The organism is Adlercreutzia sp. DFI.6.23 (assembly GCF_024462535.1).
Lineage (GTDB): Bacteria > Actinomycetota > Coriobacteriia > Coriobacteriales > Eggerthellaceae > Adlercreutzia > Adlercreutzia rubneri.
This window is the reverse complement of sequence record NZ_JANGBP010000008.1, coordinates 87,961-106,673: the sequence shown is the minus strand read 5'-3', so window position 1 is coordinate 106,673 and position 18,713 is coordinate 87,961. Positions and strand designations below refer to the sequence as shown.

13 protein-coding genes are annotated in these 18,713 nt (G+C 55.9%); 6 read left to right on the top strand and 7 right to left on the bottom strand.

Annotated features, from left to right (window positions below; translation table 11 throughout):
* Nucleotides 1–28: 28 nt before the first annotated feature.
* Complete coding sequence (locus NE591_RS09075) at nucleotides 29–2,734, bottom strand: CDP-glycerol glycerophosphotransferase family protein (protein ID WP_173113653.1); 2,706 nt, start codon at nucleotides 2,732–2,734, stop codon at nucleotides 29–31.
* 227 nt (nucleotides 2,735–2,961) lie between these two features.
* Here NE591_RS09075 and NE591_RS09070 point away from each other — a divergent pair, with 227 nt between their 5' ends.
* From NE591_RS09070 to NE591_RS09055, 3 genes are all read left to right on the top strand, one after another.
* Nucleotides 2,962–4,071 (top strand): NAD/NADP octopine/nopaline dehydrogenase family protein, encoded by a 1,110-nt coding sequence (locus NE591_RS09070; protein ID WP_227069989.1) that lies wholly within the window; start codon nucleotides 2,962–2,964, stop codon nucleotides 4,069–4,071.
* 12 nt (nucleotides 4,072–4,083) lie between these two features.
* Nucleotides 4,084–5,142 (top strand): histidinol-phosphate transaminase, encoded by a 1,059-nt coding sequence (locus NE591_RS09065; protein ID WP_114539832.1) that lies wholly within the window; start codon nucleotides 4,084–4,086, stop codon nucleotides 5,140–5,142.
* A gap of 104 nt (nucleotides 5,143–5,246) precedes the next feature.
* Nucleotides 5,247–6,599, top strand: coding sequence for an adenylyltransferase/cytidyltransferase family protein (locus NE591_RS09055; protein WP_173113659.1), 1,353 nt, complete (start codon nucleotides 5,247–5,249; stop codon nucleotides 6,597–6,599).
* A gap of 509 nt (nucleotides 6,600–7,108) precedes the next feature.
* On the opposite strand, the gene NE591_RS09050 is transcribed toward NE591_RS09055, so the two are convergent.
* From NE591_RS09050 to NE591_RS09025, 6 genes are all read right to left on the bottom strand, one after another.
* Nucleotides 7,109–7,741, bottom strand: coding sequence for a hypothetical protein (locus tag NE591_RS09050; protein ID WP_227069991.1), 633 nt, complete (start codon nucleotides 7,739–7,741; stop codon nucleotides 7,109–7,111).
* A gap of 143 nt (nucleotides 7,742–7,884) precedes the next feature.
* A complete protein-coding gene (locus NE591_RS09045; RefSeq protein ID WP_227069993.1) occupies nucleotides 7,885–8,958 on the bottom strand; it encodes an O-antigen ligase family protein in 1,074 nt (357 codons plus the stop codon).
* A gap of 378 nt (nucleotides 8,959–9,336) precedes the next feature.
* Complete coding sequence (locus tag NE591_RS09040) at nucleotides 9,337–11,238, bottom strand: glycosyltransferase family A protein (RefSeq protein ID WP_227069994.1); 1,902 nt, start codon at nucleotides 11,236–11,238, stop codon at nucleotides 9,337–9,339.
* Between the two features lie 3 nt (nucleotides 11,239–11,241).
* Nucleotides 11,242–12,486, bottom strand: coding sequence for a CDP-glycerol glycerophosphotransferase family protein (locus NE591_RS09035; RefSeq protein ID WP_227069996.1), 1,245 nt, complete (start codon nucleotides 12,484–12,486; stop codon nucleotides 11,242–11,244).
* Between the two features lie 21 nt (nucleotides 12,487–12,507).
* Nucleotides 12,508–13,476 carry an alcohol dehydrogenase catalytic domain-containing protein gene (locus tag NE591_RS09030; RefSeq protein ID WP_227069998.1) on the bottom strand — a complete coding sequence of 323 codons (969 nt, stop codon included), beginning with the start codon at nucleotides 13,474–13,476 and terminating at the stop codon, nucleotides 12,508–12,510.
* 57 nt (nucleotides 13,477–13,533) lie between these two features.
* Nucleotides 13,534–14,238, bottom strand: a complete 705-nt coding sequence (locus NE591_RS09025; RefSeq protein WP_227070001.1) for a 2-C-methyl-D-erythritol 4-phosphate cytidylyltransferase — start codon at nucleotides 14,236–14,238, stop codon at nucleotides 13,534–13,536.
* A gap of 754 nt (nucleotides 14,239–14,992) precedes the next feature.
* Here NE591_RS09025 and NE591_RS09020 point away from each other — a divergent pair.
* The 3 genes from NE591_RS09020 (at nucleotide 14,993) to NE591_RS09010 (ending at nucleotide 18,615) form a co-directional block, all read left to right on the top strand.
* The gene (locus tag NE591_RS09020; RefSeq protein WP_256156605.1) at nucleotides 14,993–16,696 is read left to right on the top strand and encodes an AAA family ATPase; all 1,704 of its coding nucleotides are present in this window, start codon (nucleotides 14,993–14,995) and stop codon (nucleotides 16,694–16,696) included.
* 9 nt (nucleotides 16,697–16,705) lie between these two features.
* Nucleotides 16,706–17,353 carry a hypothetical protein gene (locus NE591_RS09015; RefSeq protein ID WP_256156604.1) on the top strand — a complete coding sequence of 216 codons (648 nt, stop codon included), beginning with the start codon at nucleotides 16,706–16,708 and terminating at the stop codon, nucleotides 17,351–17,353.
* Between the two features lie 116 nt (nucleotides 17,354–17,469).
* Entirely contained in the window at nucleotides 17,470–18,615 is a 1,146-nt protein-coding gene (locus tag NE591_RS09010) for a CDP-glycerol glycerophosphotransferase family protein (RefSeq protein WP_371130579.1), read from the top strand.
* Nucleotides 18,616–18,713 lie beyond the last annotated feature (98 nt).

The window sequence follows — 18,713 nt, the reverse complement described above, 5'->3', positions numbered from 1 at the left end:
AAAGTCGAGGCCATGACGAACCGGCGGATCACCGAGCGCAGCCATCGGCGCGGCGCCGCTCTGACAATGCTCGAGCGCCCTCGAAAATGCGTTTGCTGCTCTCGTAGTCAGAAAAACCGAACATGGCGTCGGCACGGCTTCGATATTCGGGCTCCATCTGGCAATCATTTTCCATGTAGCGTATGATGGCGTCCACTGTTTCCTCCAATGTGCGAGTCACAGGGCCAAAGCCGTCGATATCGTAGTCGAAGTAGCTGTCCTCACCGTACGTGTGACCACCGCTGAATACCGAATCGTACTGGCTGTACACCACTGGTTTGCGCTGGTAGCCAAAATCGAATCCCACCCCTGAGTAATCCGTCACCATGAGCGCCGACTCGCTCAGCACGCGCTCGTAGTCAGCCGACCCCTCCCCCACCTGCACAAGCTCATTGCCCTGGAAATCACCGGCTTGCTTCTCGAATGCAGGGTGCACGTAGAACTCGGCCGTGTACCCGTAACGCCTCATGGCGTCCAGCAGACGTTCGTCATTGATGAGGGCATTGTAAAATTTCCAGAAATCCGTGGATTTGAAATGATGCACATACTCGCGCGTGCTCGTGCCCGGGATGATCTTGCCAGCGATATTCGAGCGCCACGTGGGCAGAAACGCGATCTTCTTCTGAGTATGGACATCGCCGTAGGCGTCGTAACGAGCCATGCCCATGAGAGACACCTCATCCTCTCGGTAGCCATAAGCCTCGCTCAAAAGTGCATTGCGCTCCATCTGGGTGCTCACCGAGAACAACTTGATTTTCTTCGCCGGCTTACCCAGCATGAACGCCAGATCTCCAAAGAGCGTCCCATGGGTGAGGTATACGAAATCGTAATCCATGAGATCCTTCACGAACACGAGCTCGGGGCCGTAGGGGTTCACCATGGACTCTTCGGCGCGCGAGGACACCACCACCGAGGACAGCAGGAACAGCAGCTTGTAGCGGAAGGTGGTCGGATCAATTACGTGACCGTACTTGGCCACCGAGGCGTAATCGGCGCTCGACTTCTCCAAAGCGAAGTACATCTTAGCGCCGCGATAGCCGGATCGCTTCATGGCATAACGGTACACGTTCTCGGCGTTGTCGCCTGCCTTCCACTCCTTGTCGCCGAAGATCCAGATGGGTTTCTTGAACAGCAGTCGATGAACCCGGTAGCACAGACGCAGCCAAACGTACTCGAAACGCAATCGGGACGTCCCCTTCTTCGAGCGTAGGATCTCCGCCCAACGACGCAGCTCGGACACGACGGCCATGCGCCACGTGGCGCGATAGGTGCGCAGCTGCTTGCCGATATGCTTCACCATGACGCCGCCGAAACGATGGTAGTCGCGCTTCATTGACTGGCTGAAAATAGCGAAGTTGCCATAATGAGGCGTGAGGATGACCTCCTGGACACGCCCGCAGAACCTCGCGCGGAACGAGAAGGAGCGCTCCGGCTCCAAAGGCAGATCGAGCGTGAACCGCATACCCTTGCATACCGACTCTTTAGCCAGAGTGCGACGATTATCGGTAGGGAATGGGGATAAATGCGCATTGAAGCGCTCACCGCTCTTCTCGTCGCGAACGAATAGCTCGAAGGGCATTCCCAATATGTCGATGTCCGTCGTTCCCTCAATATGCAGCGTCGTGCCTTGGGGAGTGATCTCGTAAAGATAGCAGGGCGCCTTCGCGTTCATGCTGATGAGCTGCATACCGTCGAGCAACCCTCGATCGCGGTCAACCCAAACCAGTTCCTTAAAGACATCCACCCCGTATTTGAGGCGGTACAGAACGATTTTCTTTTCGCGAGTAAGCCAGCGCGCATTGGCGATGACGTCAGCATCGGCGTCCGCGACAATCTTGCGCACAGCGGCCGACCAATTCGCGGCGTCCTCGGCGGACAGGGCATCGCTCGCCTTGCCCAAAAGCTGCCACCCGATGATGTAGAGCGCCACCGCCTGGGCAAAGGGAAGCACCCGCCCCTTGGCACGGCGCGACGCCTCGAGCACGCGCTCGCACACATCCAGATTCTGCATATGCTTGGAATAGGTAATGACCTGGCTCAGAGACGAACCGTCCTGCCGCTTTCGGTAGAGATACGTGCAGAAAGGAGTAACCGCGTAGGCGCACTTGTGCAAAATAACCCGGTTGACGAACAGCGTATCCTCCGACGTAGTCAGATCCTCGTCGAATCGGATATCACCGATAGCTTCGCGCAGAAAGAAGCAGTTCCCAATCGTACTCTGGATGTCGCAGGGGCGATCTCCCAGACGGATGATGGAATCCTTGTCTTTCGGGAAACGGTAAGCCAAGGGATGGGTGTGGTCCTCGCCCTCGAAGAGGGTGAGCTCGCCAACGAGAACGTCGACGTTGTTCTCCTGGTTGTCGAAAAAATCCACGGCATAGGCAAACGATTCCGGCGTCCATTGGTCGTCACTGTCCAGGCAGGTGACGATGCGCCCGCTGGCCCGGTCGAGGCCGGCGTTGCGCGCCGAGGAGACGCCTCCGTTGGGCTGCTGGTGAAAAACGACGTTGGCTGGGTAGCGATCTTGGAACGAACGACAGATGGCGGCGCTGCCATCAGTGGAGCCGTCGTCGACGATAACGACCTGAACGGCGTCCATCCCCACTGTTTGGGCAGCCACCGATTCCAGAGTCTCGCCCAGATACTCCTCGGAATTGTACACGGGGATCACGACGGATATTTCAAAATCTGACACTCTCGCTCCTCCAGCCTCGGAAAACGCCTCTCTGCCATCACACATTGCATCGAGTACCCACGCCTGACGGCAGTCCTCATATGATAGCACAAGGGCTCGGCGCAACATTTTGCTCATTTGCCGTAGGCAAGCTCCTTTGCAAGAGGGAAGGAAATCTTTTGGTCTATCATATAAGGTCAGCTCATTCGTTGAGACGAGCCCCTCGCCGGGCGACAAAGGAGTTTGCAGTGAACATTACGGTATTTGGCGCGGGAAACCTCGGCCTCGCCTGCTGCGCGGTGCTTTCGCAGGACAACGACGTCACGCTTTACACCACGCGACCCCATAAGAGCCGCGAAACGCTCGCATACACCTACGAAGAAAAGGCCGTCGCATCGGCGACCTTCACCGTTACCGACGACATGGCCCGGGCCTGCAACGCGGAACTGATCCTGTGCACCTACCCCGCGTTTCTCCGGCAGCAGTTCGTCGCCGACGTAGAGCCTTATGTCGGCAAAGGCACCCTCATCGGCTTTGTTCCGGGCTACGGGGGCGTGGAATACTACTGCCAGGGTCTCATCACCCGCGGCGTCACCGTCTTCGGGCTGCAGCGCGTGCCCTACGTGTGCCGCTCGAGCTGGGACGAGCGCACGGCCGGAATTCTGTCGGCGAAAGAAACGCTGTACGTGGCCACGCTCCCCAAGGGTCGAACCGCCGAGGTGGCCGCGCTTCTCGAGGATCTTTTCCATATTCCCACCGTAGCTCTCAAGGAGTTCCTCGCGGTAACGCTGGTACCTTCAAACCCCCTGTTGCACACTTCGGGCGCCTACGGCGTCTTCAAAGACTACCAACCGGGCGACACCTATCCCGAGCAGCTCATGTTCTACGAGCAGTGGAACGACGACACGTCGCGCTTCCTTCTGGCTTACGACGACGAGCTGCAGGCAATCTGCCGCGCCCTCGCCCCTCTCGATTTGAGCGAGGTGGTATCGCTGCGCGAGTACTACGAGTCCCCCACTCCTGAGGCCATGACTCGCAAGCTGAAGAGCATCCGGGCCTTCGAGGCGGTCAAGGTACCCCTGAGCCCCACCGAGGACGGCACATTCCTGCCGAACTGGAACGACCGCATGTTCACCGAGGACTACCCCTTCGGCGTGGCCATCATCAAGGACATCGCCTCCATGGTCGGCGTGCAAACGCCTACCATCGACACCCTCCTCGATTTCTATCGCGCGCAAACTGGCACTAGCTACCTGAACGCCGACGGTACTTCCAGCAAAGACGCTGGCGCCAGCGCCATGCCCCGCAACTTCGGCCTCACCGACAAAGAGGCCTTCATCGAGTTCTACCAATCGTAAAGGAGACGACCCATGGCATTTTACGTTGACGAGCACATCAAGAACACCGAGCGCGTTTTCCCCGACCAAGGCCGCTATGGGATGCTCCGTTACGACATGAACGAGAACCCGGAAGGGTTGCCCGCCTGGTTCGTGGACGAGGTCAAGGCCGAGATCACGCCGGAGTACCTGTCCATCTACCCCGAGCCCGACCGCTTCCTCACGAAGTACGCGAAGTATGTGGGCGTTCCCCGCGATTGCGTTACGGCCACCAACGGCACCGACCAGGCCATCCGCTACCTGCTGCAGACATTCTGCGGACAAGGGCACGACGTGGTCACCGTGGCCCCCTCCTTCGAGATGTACTGGGTGAACTGCAATATCCTCGGACTGAACCATGTGCCGGTCGCCTACAACGACGATCTGTCCTTCAACATGGAAAACCTCATCGCCGCCATCGGCCCCAACACCGACATCGTCGTGCTGCTGAACCCGAACAACCCCGTGGGCGACGCCTTCAGCCGCGAGGACGTCATCGCAGCCATCGAGGCAGCCCGCGCCGTGGACGCCGTGGTCATCATCGACGAGGCCTACCATTACTTCTACCCCAACACGTTCATCGACTTGACACAGACCTACGACAACGTCATCGTCATGCGCACCTTCTCGAAGCTGTTCTCGCTGGCCGCTTGCCGCCTGGGCGTTATCATCTCGAACCCGACCATCATTCATTACGTCGAAAACGCCAAGCTCACCTTCGATGTGAACGCTCTGGCGCTGCTGTTCGGCGAGAAGATCCTCGATCACCCCGAGATTGCCGAGGAGCTCATCGCTGCCGAGCGCGAGGGCCGCACGTGGACCATCGAGACTTTGCAGGAGCAGGGCTATGAGGCCCGCCCCTCCGAGGGGAACTTCATCTTCATCCGCACCCATCGTCCCGCACCGGAGGTGGCGGCCGACCTTGAGGCCCGGAACATCCTAGTGAAGTCGTGGAAGTCCGGCATGCTCGCCGACTTCCTGCGAGTGTCCACCGGCTCGAAAGCCGCCATGGAGAAGTTCGTGGACGCCCTTTTGGAAGTGGACGCTGCCTAAGTTGGGCATCCGGGGGCGCACCGCCGACGAGCGGCGCGCCCCCGCATCGGCCCTGCCCCATCCTGCGGCCCAGCCGCACCCCCCCCCAAGCGAAGGATCAAGCTGTGAAGAAAGTCATCACCTACGGCACGTTCGACCTGCTGCACCACGGACACGTAAACCTGCTGCGCCGGGCGAAGGAGTTGGGCGACTACCTGATCGTGGGCGTCACTTCCTCGGACTTCGACAAAAACCGCGGCAAGATTAATGTGAAGCAATCGCTGATGGACCGCATCGAGGCCGTGAAGGCCCTCGGCATTGCCGATGAGGTGATACCCGAGGAATACTACGGCCAGAAAATCGATGATATCCGCAACTACGATGTGGATATCTTCGCTATCGGGTCTGACTGGCGCGGGCACTTCGATTACCTGAACGAGTACTGCGAGGTAGTGTACCTCGATCGCACAGAGGGCATTTCCAGCACCCAGTTGCGCGAAGGCGGCCATCACATCGCCCTGGGCATCGTGGGCGCCTCGCGCGACATCGCCAAGTTCATCGACGAGTGCAAGTACGTGAGCGGTGTCGATGTAGTGGGGGCGTTCCCCGACAGCGACGAATTCGACCTAGCGGGAAAGACGGCGCTGTTCGGATCGCTCGAGAAGCTCATCGAGGCAAGCGACGCGCTGTACGTCGCCAACGCTCCCGAGCGCCGCTTCGCCACGGCGAAGGCGGGGTTGGAGGCCGGCAAAGACGTGCTGAGCGAATCGCCCGTGGCGCTGGCCGCCTCCGAGGCGGAGGCGCTGTTTGCCGTGGCCGACGAGCGCGGGCTGGTGTTCCACGAGGCCGTGAAAACCGCCTACGCGCTGGCCTTCTCGCGCCTGACGTTGCTCGTCAAAAGCGGCATGATCGGCTCACCGGTCTCCGTGCGGGCCACCTGCACAAGCCAGGCCTTCACGAGCCCCGCAGGCAGTCTCATCGGCTGGGGACCCATCGCCTGCCTCCCCATCTTCGAGATGCTGGGCACCGACTACACGGCAGCCAGCGCGGCGTCGCTCATGAGCCGCACCGACGGCACCGACGTGTACACGAAGGTGGATTTCATCTATCCGGGCGCCTGCGCGTCCATCGAGGTGGGCAGCGGGGCAAAGTCCGAAGGCGAGCTGGTCATCGCAGGCACCAAGGGCTATGTGTACGTGCCCTCTCCCTGGTGGAAAACCGATTACTTCGAGGTGCGCTTCGAGGACTTCTCCAGCAATAAGCGCTACTTCTATCAGCTGAACGGCGAGGGCATCCGCGACGAGATCTCCGTTTTCGCGAAGACCATCCAGGACGGCAAGAAGCCCAACCTGGACATCACCCGCGACCACACCATCGCCCTCAGCCGCCTTATCGAGAACTATCGCAACGGCCAGATGCAAGTCTACAACCTAGGAACCGAATCCGAAGGCTGCAGCATCAGCTTCTTCCAGAATTAGAGGAAGACAAGCGTGCGCCTTCGCAACAAAAGTAAAAACGCTAGACGATCAGCGGATAAAGCCGAGCGAGGCCATATGAATTGCGAAGCATTGCTTTTCGATCCGGACATCGATGAAGGCGGCTTAATCGCAAGAGCGGGAGACTGCTTCGCTCCACGAAAATACTGTGTGAAATTTTATCCAAAAAACCGTACGGAAAGTCTCCACGGTTTTTTGCACGACATCTCCTTAAAACAACTTCCTACAGTTGAAGTAGTGATTAAAGCGCTTGATGACGAGAGCTCGTCGGGGGAATGCAGATTCACATTAGAAACTGAGGAGGGGGTATGGAGCACAATCAGCCATTTCACAATCCATGTATACGATGAGTTTCGAAACAAGGGCGTCGGCACCGATTTAATTCTCTGTATGCACTTTATTATCAATTCAATTGATAGAAACCTTGTGAAGATGACTCACTCTGAGATTAATCCAGAAGACGAGAGTTATTTTTCTCGCTTACTTGCTTTTTATAGACGAAGCGGATTTCCGCCCTCCAGATATTTGCAATACAGGACACAGAAGTCATCTACATATTCCAAATACTTCCCACCTACACCATAGGCTGAGAGGAATTCTCTCGATAAGACTCCAAGATCGTGAGTTTTGGGGAAATGGTACGTATTTTTGAATAATAGATATTTGAAGCCAACCTCAATAGCCTGCCTTCCCACAAAGACAGTGGCAACTGAATCTGGATGGGTGCCTGTCAACACATTGAAGATATTAATGTACTCAAGCCAGTAATCCCTCCAAAGCGCCGTACGTTCCGCTACGCCAAAATCGGTAGCGGTTCCGTCAACTGAGCGAATACGTTCCACCGTTTCCTCGATAGATAAACCTGAAGAGAAGATGAATTCCTTTCTCGATTCCCAGTTGCTATCTTCATGAGGGGCGCCATTGAACAAGGGAGCTTTGCCGTAGTTAACGTGGGTCGCCGCGAAAGCTCCATCAAGCTGTATTACATCTTCATAGCTTAGTTCGTTTCCGAAAGACGCAAAGAGGCTCATACCAATACTTCCTGCGATACTAAATGCATTTCCTGAGCAATCCGCAATGCCGTCAATTGCGCACCGTCCCGTGATCGCCATGCCCTGCCACATAGCGTTCTCCCTCTACTCCGTAATAGCCCAAGGCAAGTACAAGAGGCCAGGTAATCGTAATAAGCGATTCCATAAGCCCGACGACAAGAAGACAACCAAAAGCAGACAAAACAACGGTAGAGCCCACACGCGCAGAAACCATCTTACTCGCAGCGAGAAGAATCAATATACAGTACAAGACAACGCCAATGAGGCCGCCAGACACTAAAACATGTAGAAAAAAAATTATGTGCGTTATTGTAAAGATAATCATTGAAGAATAGAGGGAATCGAACACTTGCACCATAACCTAGCAACAAATGCCCAGGCGCCATCATCGAGAGCACGCCTTCCCATACAAAAGTGCGCAGCGTGAAAGTTGTCGTCTTTCCCAAAACGCCCACCAAGATGGGGGCGAACAGCTCTTGCACCTTCACCACCATCAGCAATACAACCGTAACGGCATAACCTCCCAACAAGCTAAATCCATTGACCAAGGAGGCAATGCGGGGCAATCTGCAGAGTGCGAGCAGGATGAAAAAGAACAGTATCGCAATGACCGATGTGGCGGAGTACGAAACGAGAAACTGAACGCAACCAATAGCCGCAAACATCACCGAACGCGCAGACAGACGACGTCCCTTCCGACGATCGAGCAGCAACGAGCAGACGATGGAGGGGAGAACGATATCGATCGACGAGTTCTTGTGGCCAAAGAAATTAAACGGTTCACGACCGCCGAAGTTGAACCCATCGGGAAAGGCCAGAATAGATACGGTATTGCAAATGGAGAGAAACCCGGTGACCACAAGAAGCGCGATCAGAAAATCCGTCATATGCCTTTGTCGAGCATACCCCACCATCAGCACAGCTACCGCTAGGGGCATCCAGTCGAGGAAGCATTGCACGTAAATCCATCCCCGACCGAAGCCCTCGTTCAGAAACGTCGAGAGAAACATGACCGCCACTATCGCAAGGGCGATGCCCGAGAAGATATCGAGTCGCTTTCTAACCGCCCCTAAAAAGAGTGTGACGATCGCAGCAAATATTTGTAAACCCAGGAGAACGGAACTATAGTCCAGCACCAACACATTGAAGAAGCCAGTCGGTGGATAAAACGGAATCAGGAGCAACGCAAACATGAGAACGTAGCGCCAGTCCGCGCAAGGACGATTCACGTAGCCGGGTACACTGGGACGACGCGAGCGCACGTTGGGACGCGCTAAGGTTTCGTCCACATGTCCCGACCCGTTAGACCGCGATCCCGATTCTCTATCTTCATGCCTCGTTTCCAAAATTCGCCTTCCTGTGTTGCGCAATAGACCCCAATAGGTGCTGGTCTATCGAATGATATATCCGCAAGGGCTATCAGAGACAGCAGACACCCCATCAAGCACAAAAGCAGAAGAAGTTCGAAGGCGTTACGTCTGTTCGCAAGGCAGAGAAAGGAGCGTCGGGGAAGTTTATCCAATTTACTTCCCCGACGCATAAAAGGCCACGCTACTTTCCGCAGCATCCGTTCTTCCGACAGGTTATCGGATGGTCGGTTGGCACCCAATCCCGGGGTCGTCGTCAATGATCTTTTAGCGCGCAGCGAGCAGTGCGTCTTACGCTTGCTACAACGGGTCTGCAGACGCCGTTTTCACTTCCCCGTTGAACAGATCAGCAAAATCCAGCAGGCTCTTTTCTGGCATGGGGCTGTAGGTGGCGAAATCTGCTGCAGGGGTAATGATTCTTTTGGCGGCACAGAAGAGCATTTTATGGCGTCGCGAGCCGAAGCGCACGGTCTTGCCGTGCACGCCAGGACGCGGCATCGCCTGCCCGGAGTGCACGGCATAGTAGCGCACGATACCGTCGTTCTGTAGGCTGTCACGCTCGAACATCATCCGCGCCTCGTCTCCGGCATCGGATCCATCGGAGTAAAGCCAAATATCGGGGCCCGCCGATAGTCGTCGGATCAGGCGACGATCGAGGCGGGTCTTCCATCGGGGCACGCGGCCGTCATGCTGCTCCAAAGCTGCCCGAAGGGCCATCCCCTCTAAGCGGTCCACCACTATCTTTGATCCGTCCAAATCCGTCCGCACCCGCCACGAGCCAACGATACGCTCGTTGCGCAGTGCATGAGCCGACCTCGCCAATACCTTTACCGACCATGCCAGGGGAATGGTCGCCCCGCCCAGGCGCAACTCGAGCCAGATATCCTCGCTCTCGCCCAAGTCGCGTGCGAAGCTGAACTGGAAGGAACGGCCCAGCCTCACCGTTGCCGTCGGACAGCCCTCCACGGCCTCCGTCAACACCAGAGTGTCCGCGCTGCCGCCGCGATCGGCCTTTCGGGGGCGCCGACGCAGCAGCAATTCCACGCCCCCTCCCCAACCGGCGAAGAACGGAGAGCTCAGCGTACCGGATACGTGCAGCTCGCCATCGCGCACGGCAATCCGCGTCAGCGTCGCGCTTGCGCAGCCGGCAGCAAACACGAGGGCGTCGCCCCGCAACACCGCAAGAGCGCCGGGAGCCACACGCCAGCGCAACGGTTCGCGGCGCTTCAGGCTCAGTGCGAACAGTCGATGCTCCTCCCGCAGATTGGGGTGCCTCAGCACCAGATCGTCGTCCACGCGCTCCATGAGGCTCCCTAGTCGGCCCAGCGCCCTATCGTAGGCCGCGCCCTCCAAGTGCGTGGGCAGCGCGATGCCCGCCTTCAGCTTCCACGAGAGATCGTTCACGAGCAGTCCCTGGATATAGAGGGGCACCTCGTTGCCGTAGCGGCCGAAAAAATCTTCGAACAACGCGATGTTGTTGCCATAGAGGCGCTCCGGCTGGCGCAGCGCGGTGGATGCCCCCTCGTCGCTGCGCATCCACCGGTATTCGGCTTCAGCGCAGAAGCCCAGTTGCATGCTGCGCTGGAGCACATCGGTGCAGTACTTTTCGTCCTCGTGCACGATGACGCCATTGGCGGGCGCGAAATCGAAGAGCACATTCCCGTCGAAGCGATTGCGCACGGCCACGTTCATGGTGGCTTGGGCAATCGTGGCGTTTTCCGGAAGCGTCAAATCGTAGACGCCCGTCTCTCGCAGTACATCGTAACGGTGGTGCAGCCGTTGGCGCTTCCCGTCGCGAATCGACACGATGGGATAGGTAGCCAGTTCCACTTCCTCGGGGCATGATTCGAAAAACTTCGAGACATTCTCCAGCGTCTCGGGGCTTAAGGAGTCGTCCGGGTCGAGGAAGAAGAGATAGCGGCCACGTGCGGCCCGGATGCCCGCATTGCGCGCCTCGGAGACGCCGGCGTTCGACTGCGCGATAACGCGCACCCAGGGACGCTCTGCGGCGAAGGCCTCGCAGAGCGCAAGGGACTCATCCGTCGAGCCGTCGTCGATAAGCAGAACCTCGAGATCGCTCTTGCTGATGGTTTGGCGCTCCAGGCAATCGAAGCACGCTTTCAAGTGCGGAGCCTTGTTGTACACGGGAACGACGACGGAGGCCGCAGGCCGACGATCTGAATATGGCTCGCGGTCGGTCATTGGCTATCCCTTCAACGACTTCTCAAGGATCTCCCGACCGAGCGCGAACTCGATGATGCGGTCCGTCGCATGGCCGTCGCACGCGCCCATGAAGCGGTCGCGGAACTTATCCACCTCGGACGAATCGAAGCTCTCGGCGCTTTCCGCAATCGCCTGAACCACCTCTTCGGTCGAGGTGCAGACAGGGCCGGGGGTGAGCGCGTCGTAATCGTAGTAGAAGCCGCGCCAATCAGCGTACTCGCCCTGATCGAAGGCGAAAAACACCATGGGCCTGCCGAAAAGCGAATACTCGAACACAAGCGAGGAGTAATCGGAGATCACCGCATCTGCGCTGCAGATAAGCTCATTGATGGCGATATCGTGCGTGACATCGAAGGCGAAATCATGACAACTCTCCGGTATGGCGGGCAGCTCGCGCACAAAGGGGTGATGTTTGATGAGAAGCACCGCATCCTCTCCCATGGTACGTTTCATGGCCTCGATGTCGAGGGCGGTCGGCGCTTCCGCATGGGCCACTCGGCCTCGGAAGGTGGGGGCGTACACAACCACGCGCTTGTCCTCCGCCTCGGGAACCAAGGACAGCAGCTTATCACGGCTTTTCTTCAAGTACGCCTCGTCGAAGAACACATCGGTGCGGCTCACGCCTACCGGCTGAACAATGCCAGGCTCATCCTGCAGCACCATGGCCTCTTCGTAGGCCCATACGACCTCCGGGCTGCTCACCGTGACAAGTGAGAGGTTCTTGTAGAACGGATGGCGCAGGATCTCATCGCGAGATCCTCCAAAGATGAGGTCGGCGGTGCTCATGCCCCATTTCTTGAAAGCGCCGCATCCATGCCACAGCTGAACCACCGTCGTTCCCTCGCGCAGCGGCAGACAGCTTACGACGTTGGAGGCATCGTTCAGAAAGACACACTGGGCAGTAGCGAGATCACGGACGGCCTCGATGCAGTTGCGATAATACTGACGCAGCCTCACGCGGGTCTCGCCGAGTGAAATGAATTCAATGTCGAGCTCGGGGACGCGGCTCAGGCGCTCGTAGAGAACCTCGAAGCTTTCAGGAACGGACGGTTCCTTGTTTTCCAGAAAGACGACCTTTCCCGGCTGAATGGGCTGCTCGGCGCCCCGGCGGTATTCGCTCGGCAGAATGCGGAAGAGAAGCAGATCCTTTGCCCATTGGCGCATCCGATGAAGGACGGCGCCCTTCGCTCGTGCCAAAAGCGGCTTCTTCTCACTGGTCTCGCTCATCGCTCCCTCACTTGGATGACCCTACATATTCCAGCGGATGACCGTCTTGCCCATGGGCTTGCGGATGTCCGTCTCGAAGGCCGCCGAAATATCCGATATTTGCCGCGCCTCGTTCACGCTGCAGACGAGGGCGGCGAGGTAGTCCAGAACCTCTGGATGCTCGCGGTAAAGCTGCACCGTGGCTTCGAAGTCCTCGCGGCCGCTGCGGCTGCTGCCAAACAGGCGCAAGCCCTTTTCGAGCACCATGCGCGTATTAATGGGCACGTTGTTCTCGGAGACGCCAAGCAGCGATACCGTGCCCTCGGGGTTGATGCGGTCGATGATCTGCTCGATGGCGGCGACGGATCCCTCGCCGCCCGCGCATTCGAAGGCGTGATCGACGAGCCCTACGCCGCTCACGTCATCGACCAGATGCGTCTCGTCGGCGAATGTAAAGTCGTGCAGCTTCGATTCGTTGCGACCGAATACGACGACCTTCGCATCAGGGTATCTCTTATGTAGAAGCAGCGAGACGATGTAGCCCATGTTGCCGTCGCCCCATACGCCGATACGATCGCGTCGTCCGTGGGCGATTTTATCGAAACGAGAGATAGCATGGGTGGCCACACTTACGAGCTCGGTGAAAGCCGCCACCTCGCAATTCACGTCCTGCGGAAGTAGCACCACGCGTTCCGGCGGAAGGATCGTGCTCTCTTGCATGAACCCATCGAAACCGCTGCCACAGAAACGGCTGGACCGCAGGTAGTTCTCGGCGATGAACTCATCCTGTTCAATGGGGGCATTGGGAAGCATGACAACGATATCGCCGGATTGAAAGGCACCCGTGCTGTCGCTGACCACACGACCGATGCCCTCGTGGATGAGCGCCATAGGCAGTTTCTTGGCAAGTACTTCCTTACTGCGCGTTCCCTGATAGTAGCGCTGGTCAGCGTTGCAGATGGAGAGATACGTCGGCCGGACGATGACTTTGTCGGTAGTATCTTGCGACACGACAACCGGCTCGATAGTTCGGGGGGCTGTAAGGCGATAGACGGTGTTCAGCATTGGCTAGGCCTCCAGCATCGCTTCTGCCACGCGCAGATCCTGAGGATAGGTGATCTTGATGTTCGACACATCGCCGCGCACCAGAGCCACTTTCTTGCCACGCAGAACGAAGGCCTTGCAGGCGTCGGTGAGAATAGCGCTCTCCTCAGGAGTGAGCGACTCCAGCGTTTCGCGCAATTCGCGCATGTTGAAACTTTGAGGAGTCTGGCCTTGGTAGAGCACGCTGCGATTCGGGATAGAGGAGATGAGCTCGCCGTCGAGGCTCTCAACGATGGTGTCAGTGGCGGGCACGACGGTATCGCAGGCGCCGTGAGCGAGGGCTGCGGCGATGTTGTCCTCGATGATGCGCAGCGAGACGAAGGGGCGCACCGCATCGTGAGTGACGATGATAGAGGTGTCATCTGCCTGGCATTCGTCCTCGAAGTAGCGGATGGCGTTCATGATGGTGTCGTTGCGCTCGGCGCCACCAGCAATAACAGCGACCTGGCCGGCGTACTGCGGGCAATGCTTGGCGATGATGTCCTTCGTCTGCTGAACCCAGGTTGCCGGCGTGAGCACGAGGCTCCCATCAAAGCATCCGGCAGCGCAGAACTTTTCCAGCGTATGAACGAGAATGGGCTTGTCGCCCAGATAGAAGAACTGCTTCGGCTTGTTAGGGTTCCCCATCCGAACCCCCGACCCTCCCGCAAGAATAGCAGCAAACTGCATGGATGCTCCTTAAGCGTTGCGTGCGACGCCCTGCGGCCGCCGCGAATCTTGTTACACCCGCAATTCTACCATTGAGCCTCAAGCAAACCGCCTCCTTCACGTCAGGCGCACAATGGGGCCTTTTCATCAAGATTCAGGCGGCGCTTATATGTGACATTGGCGCCACGGTGCGGTCGATCGGTTGATAATCGCAGCGGCATCTGACACGCACTAAATCACGATGGTGCGCCTATCGGCCGCCACACCCTGACAAGAGGCTCCACCTCGCGTTCTCGTACTTGCTCCAACGATCGGTCTTTTAAAGTTACCCAATGAGAACTGTTATCACGTTCCGCTATTTGATTTAATCTAGAATGCTGTATTCATTTCGATCCAAAATTAACCGCTATGCTAAAATCAGCGTCTGAAATGCAATAGACACAGATGGGGCCACAGTGGATAGCACAAGCAGCTTCTTTTTCTCGGATATGGAAGACTTCGAAGAATTCGATTCCGAAATCAGCCGGTACCTAAAAGATTTTTCCACGGAGGGTAAAGAGCAAGTTTACTTGCTGCGTGCCCCCCTACTGTGCAAAGACAAATATGAAATGAGCACAAAGCACTTCATCATCGCGATACCTGGCAGAAAGATCATCCTCGGCGCCGTCGAAGAGGAATCAAAGTCTTTTCGCGACTATTGCGACGACGTCATCGATGACCTAAGTATGCTATCGAAAACTTATTCATACGAAAACGTGATAGGGCGCCCGCGCCTGTGGGAAAATACTATGTTTTTGCAAAGAGATTCTATGGCGAACAGAGAGAGAGAATCGCCGAGGTGCTCGAGGAAAGTCGCATATGTGGATCGGAGAGAGATCGCCGCATCTCCAGCCTACTTGTTTCACTTGCCATTGGAAGTATAAACGACGTCAAAGATCTGAGGTTAGACCCCGGCTCTAACCTCCTCCAGAAGGTGCGACAGAAAATAGTTCTTTACGATGGGGACCAGAGTCGTTTTATTTATCGTCACTTGAATAAACTCCGAATCGTAATACAGGGATTGGCGGGTACTGGTAAAACAGAGTTATTGCTCCACAAGCTTCGAGAGTTGTACACTGATCATCCAAATGGGACTAATAATAGAATTTTTTTCACATGCTACAATAAAGTTCTAGCAGATCAATTGCGTCAAAGAATTCCTATCTTCTTCGATTCGATGAAGGTGAATGAACAAATAGCATGGGATACCAGGCTATTTGTCGCCGCAAGTTGGGGATCATTTAATGACCCTTGTTCAGGATTATATAGATACGCGTGCTTTGCCTACAATATCCCTTTTTTAAACTACAAACAAGCTTCCTCGTTAGATACCGCATGCCAGAGAGCCCTCAATGAAATACCCGAAGACGCACGCCCCTGCTTAGACTATATCCTTGTAGACGAGTCCCAAGACTTTCCAGCTTCTTTCTTCGACCTCTGCGAACGCATGGCCAGCAAAAGCGTTTACATAGCCGGCGACATCTTCCAAGACATCTTCCAAGTATCAGAAGCTAGCACCGTAGAAGTCGACTACCTACTCAACAAGTGCTATCGAACGGATCCGCGAACATTACTATTCGCCCATGCGCTCGGCTTCGGCCTATGCGAAACCCCCATCATCCGATGGCTCACCCCTGAGGACTGGGCAGCAAGCGGCTACGAGATAAATGCTCTTTCCGATGATAAGGTCAGAATCATGAGACAGCCGGTCAACAGACTGGGACTGCAGGAGGGAGAATTAACCGATCCCCCAATTTCGATTAGATACACAACAGATTTCGAGTCGGAAATCATCAGCATCATCAGAGAGATCAAAGCAAAATACCCAGAAGTTTCTCCTGGCGATATCGCCATTATCTTCCCTGGAAAAACGAATCCCAATTACGCTATAGCAGACAAACTCCAAATCCAGCTGCATTTGGAGTTTGGCTGGAACTCGACAAAAGGCTACGAATCAAAGCATACGGATCGCGAAGCTGTATACATCAGCAATAGATATAACATCAAGGGGCTGGAGTTTCCCTTTGTCATATGCTATGCCATCGGAGAGATTTCGAATAGCCTCGCCCTCAGAAACGCGCTGTATATGATCTTAACAAGATCTTTCCTTTCGTCATACCTTGTCGTCAATGCCGAATCTCCTGGGGCGATAGCGAAATACGACGAGGCAGCAAAACATCTTGAGACCCACCCGTATCTAGACGTGAGGCTTCCGACACAAGAGGAAATAAAACGACAAGAGGAATCGTTACTGCAGCACGCCGTCGAGAGAAAATCACTTTTAGAAATTATTGACGAATGCCTTGAAGATTCTTCTAGCATTTTCCCTGACATCGAAAGTGTCCGAAGTAGCATTTCTTCCCTATTAGGAGAAAAAGCCAGCGAACTCGAGGAAGACGAAATCAAAAACAAAATTGAAGCCATCCTGAAAGTAATATAATTTATCGTTATGGACTTTTTTTACGCATTGGAACGTCATAATAATCTTTGCGCAATCAGAAACAAAAGAGATTATGTCATTTTCCTGTCAGAGGTGCTCAAAGTCGCACTTGTATCCAGCGTCTTTACTTCAAGTCGACGCTTGGAGGAAGGATGCGAATTTGTCAAAATAGACGGCGAAAACAACAGACTATCAGTTCACACATTACGACAAATTCAATCAGTTGGAATCCCTTCTCTCAATTTTTCTCACAATGGAGATGGAGATCCTTTGTCGATAACATTCAAGGGAGAAAACATCGACAGCATTTTCTTTTCATTCATCATCAAGTTGGCAAATTTGCAAAACAATCTTTTGATCTCGGACATGGAAAACACTCTTGCGAACTGTGCCGCGGAATACACACCAGACGTTAACCCCAAACTAGCAGAAGACTTTTTAGTTTGTTTGTACGAAAATGATGCATCATATTTTCGCCAGGATCACGATCCCGAAAGAGCCGATGGAACTATCCACCCTCTCAAGCACTTAGACATATTCTATTCTGATCGCTCGTCGGTTAAATACGGCACAAACTCTATGCTCGACCACAGTGATCTGAGTTCTATGGTGAGCAAAAAAACACCTGCATATTACCTGTCAGCCTCCAAGAAATAGCGCAAATTGCACTGAACAAAAGGCTAGTCAGTTGAGGTTTTCGGTGCTCTTTTACGGTGACCTCACGCCCTAAGATACAATAACACGAGCGTCTATAAGCGAACGAAAGGGAGGGGATGCACATGCGCAAAGTTGCCGTCGCTCTAGCCACTGGAGCTTTAACTGCGTTTTACGCTCTCCTCTCGTTACTCTCCACGCACCAACGCATCGTTTGCATCAGCCGGCAGAGCGACAGCGCACCAGTCGACTTTCAGCTCATTAAGGAGTATTGCGAGCGGCGCGATCCGCCGTGGGGCGTGGTGATCCTCGCCAGGCAGCTGCGCAATCCGGCGACCTACCTCATCGAGATGATCCGCCAGGTCTACTACATCGCGACGAGCCGCGCCGTGGTGCTGGACTCCTACTGCATCGTCGTCGGGCTTCTGCACGACCGCATTCATGTGCCTGTCATCCAAATTTGGCACTCCCTGGGCAACATGAAGCGGTTCGGCTATACAGCCTTCGGCACCGACGAGGGGCATTCCGAGGCGACGGCGCACCTGATGCACATGCACGAAGGCTACGACGCCATCGCCACCTCATCCCTCAGCTTCGCCGACGAGTTCGCCGCCGCATTCAACGCCGAGCCAGCAAAGCTCTTCGAGGCCCCTCTCCCCCGCGTCGATCTCCTATTGGACGAGGCTCACCGCACCCGCCAGCGCAAGGCCATCCTCGCCGCCTACCCGCAGCTGCGCGGACGCGAGACCATCGTCTACTGCCCCACCTTCCGCAAGCAGCCAGCGGCCAACGAGGCCGAGGCCTCAGCCGCGCTCATCGATGCCGTCGACTTCGACCGCTTCAACTTCGTCTACAAACCGCATCCCGTGAGCAAGCAGGTCATCGACGACCCGCGCGTCGTCACCATCCCTAGCGGCCAGCTCGACGCCCTGTTCGTCGCCGACGCCATCATCAGCGACTACTCCACTGTCATCTACGAGGCCGGCCTGCTGGGTGTCCCCGTCTACCTATACGCCTACGACTGGGCCACCTACCGCGAGAAGCGCGGCCTCACCATCGATTTCGAAAACGACGTCCCCGCCCTGTTCACGGACGATCCACACGCAATAATAAAATCCATCGAGAACAAAGAGTTCGATGCAGAAGCCTACCGCGTCTTCGAAAACGCCAACGTCACGCTGCCGGAAAACGCATCATGCACCAAGACGATCTGCGAGACCATCATCCACGCGGCATCATCCCGCGCAAAAGCACCCAGGCGCTAAAGCCGCGCACGACCTCACTACATTCGGAGTTAGGCGGGGCAAAAGACCACTTAAACGCTCGTCGCTTTCGCAAGAGCTTGAACGAGAACCTAGCAGCC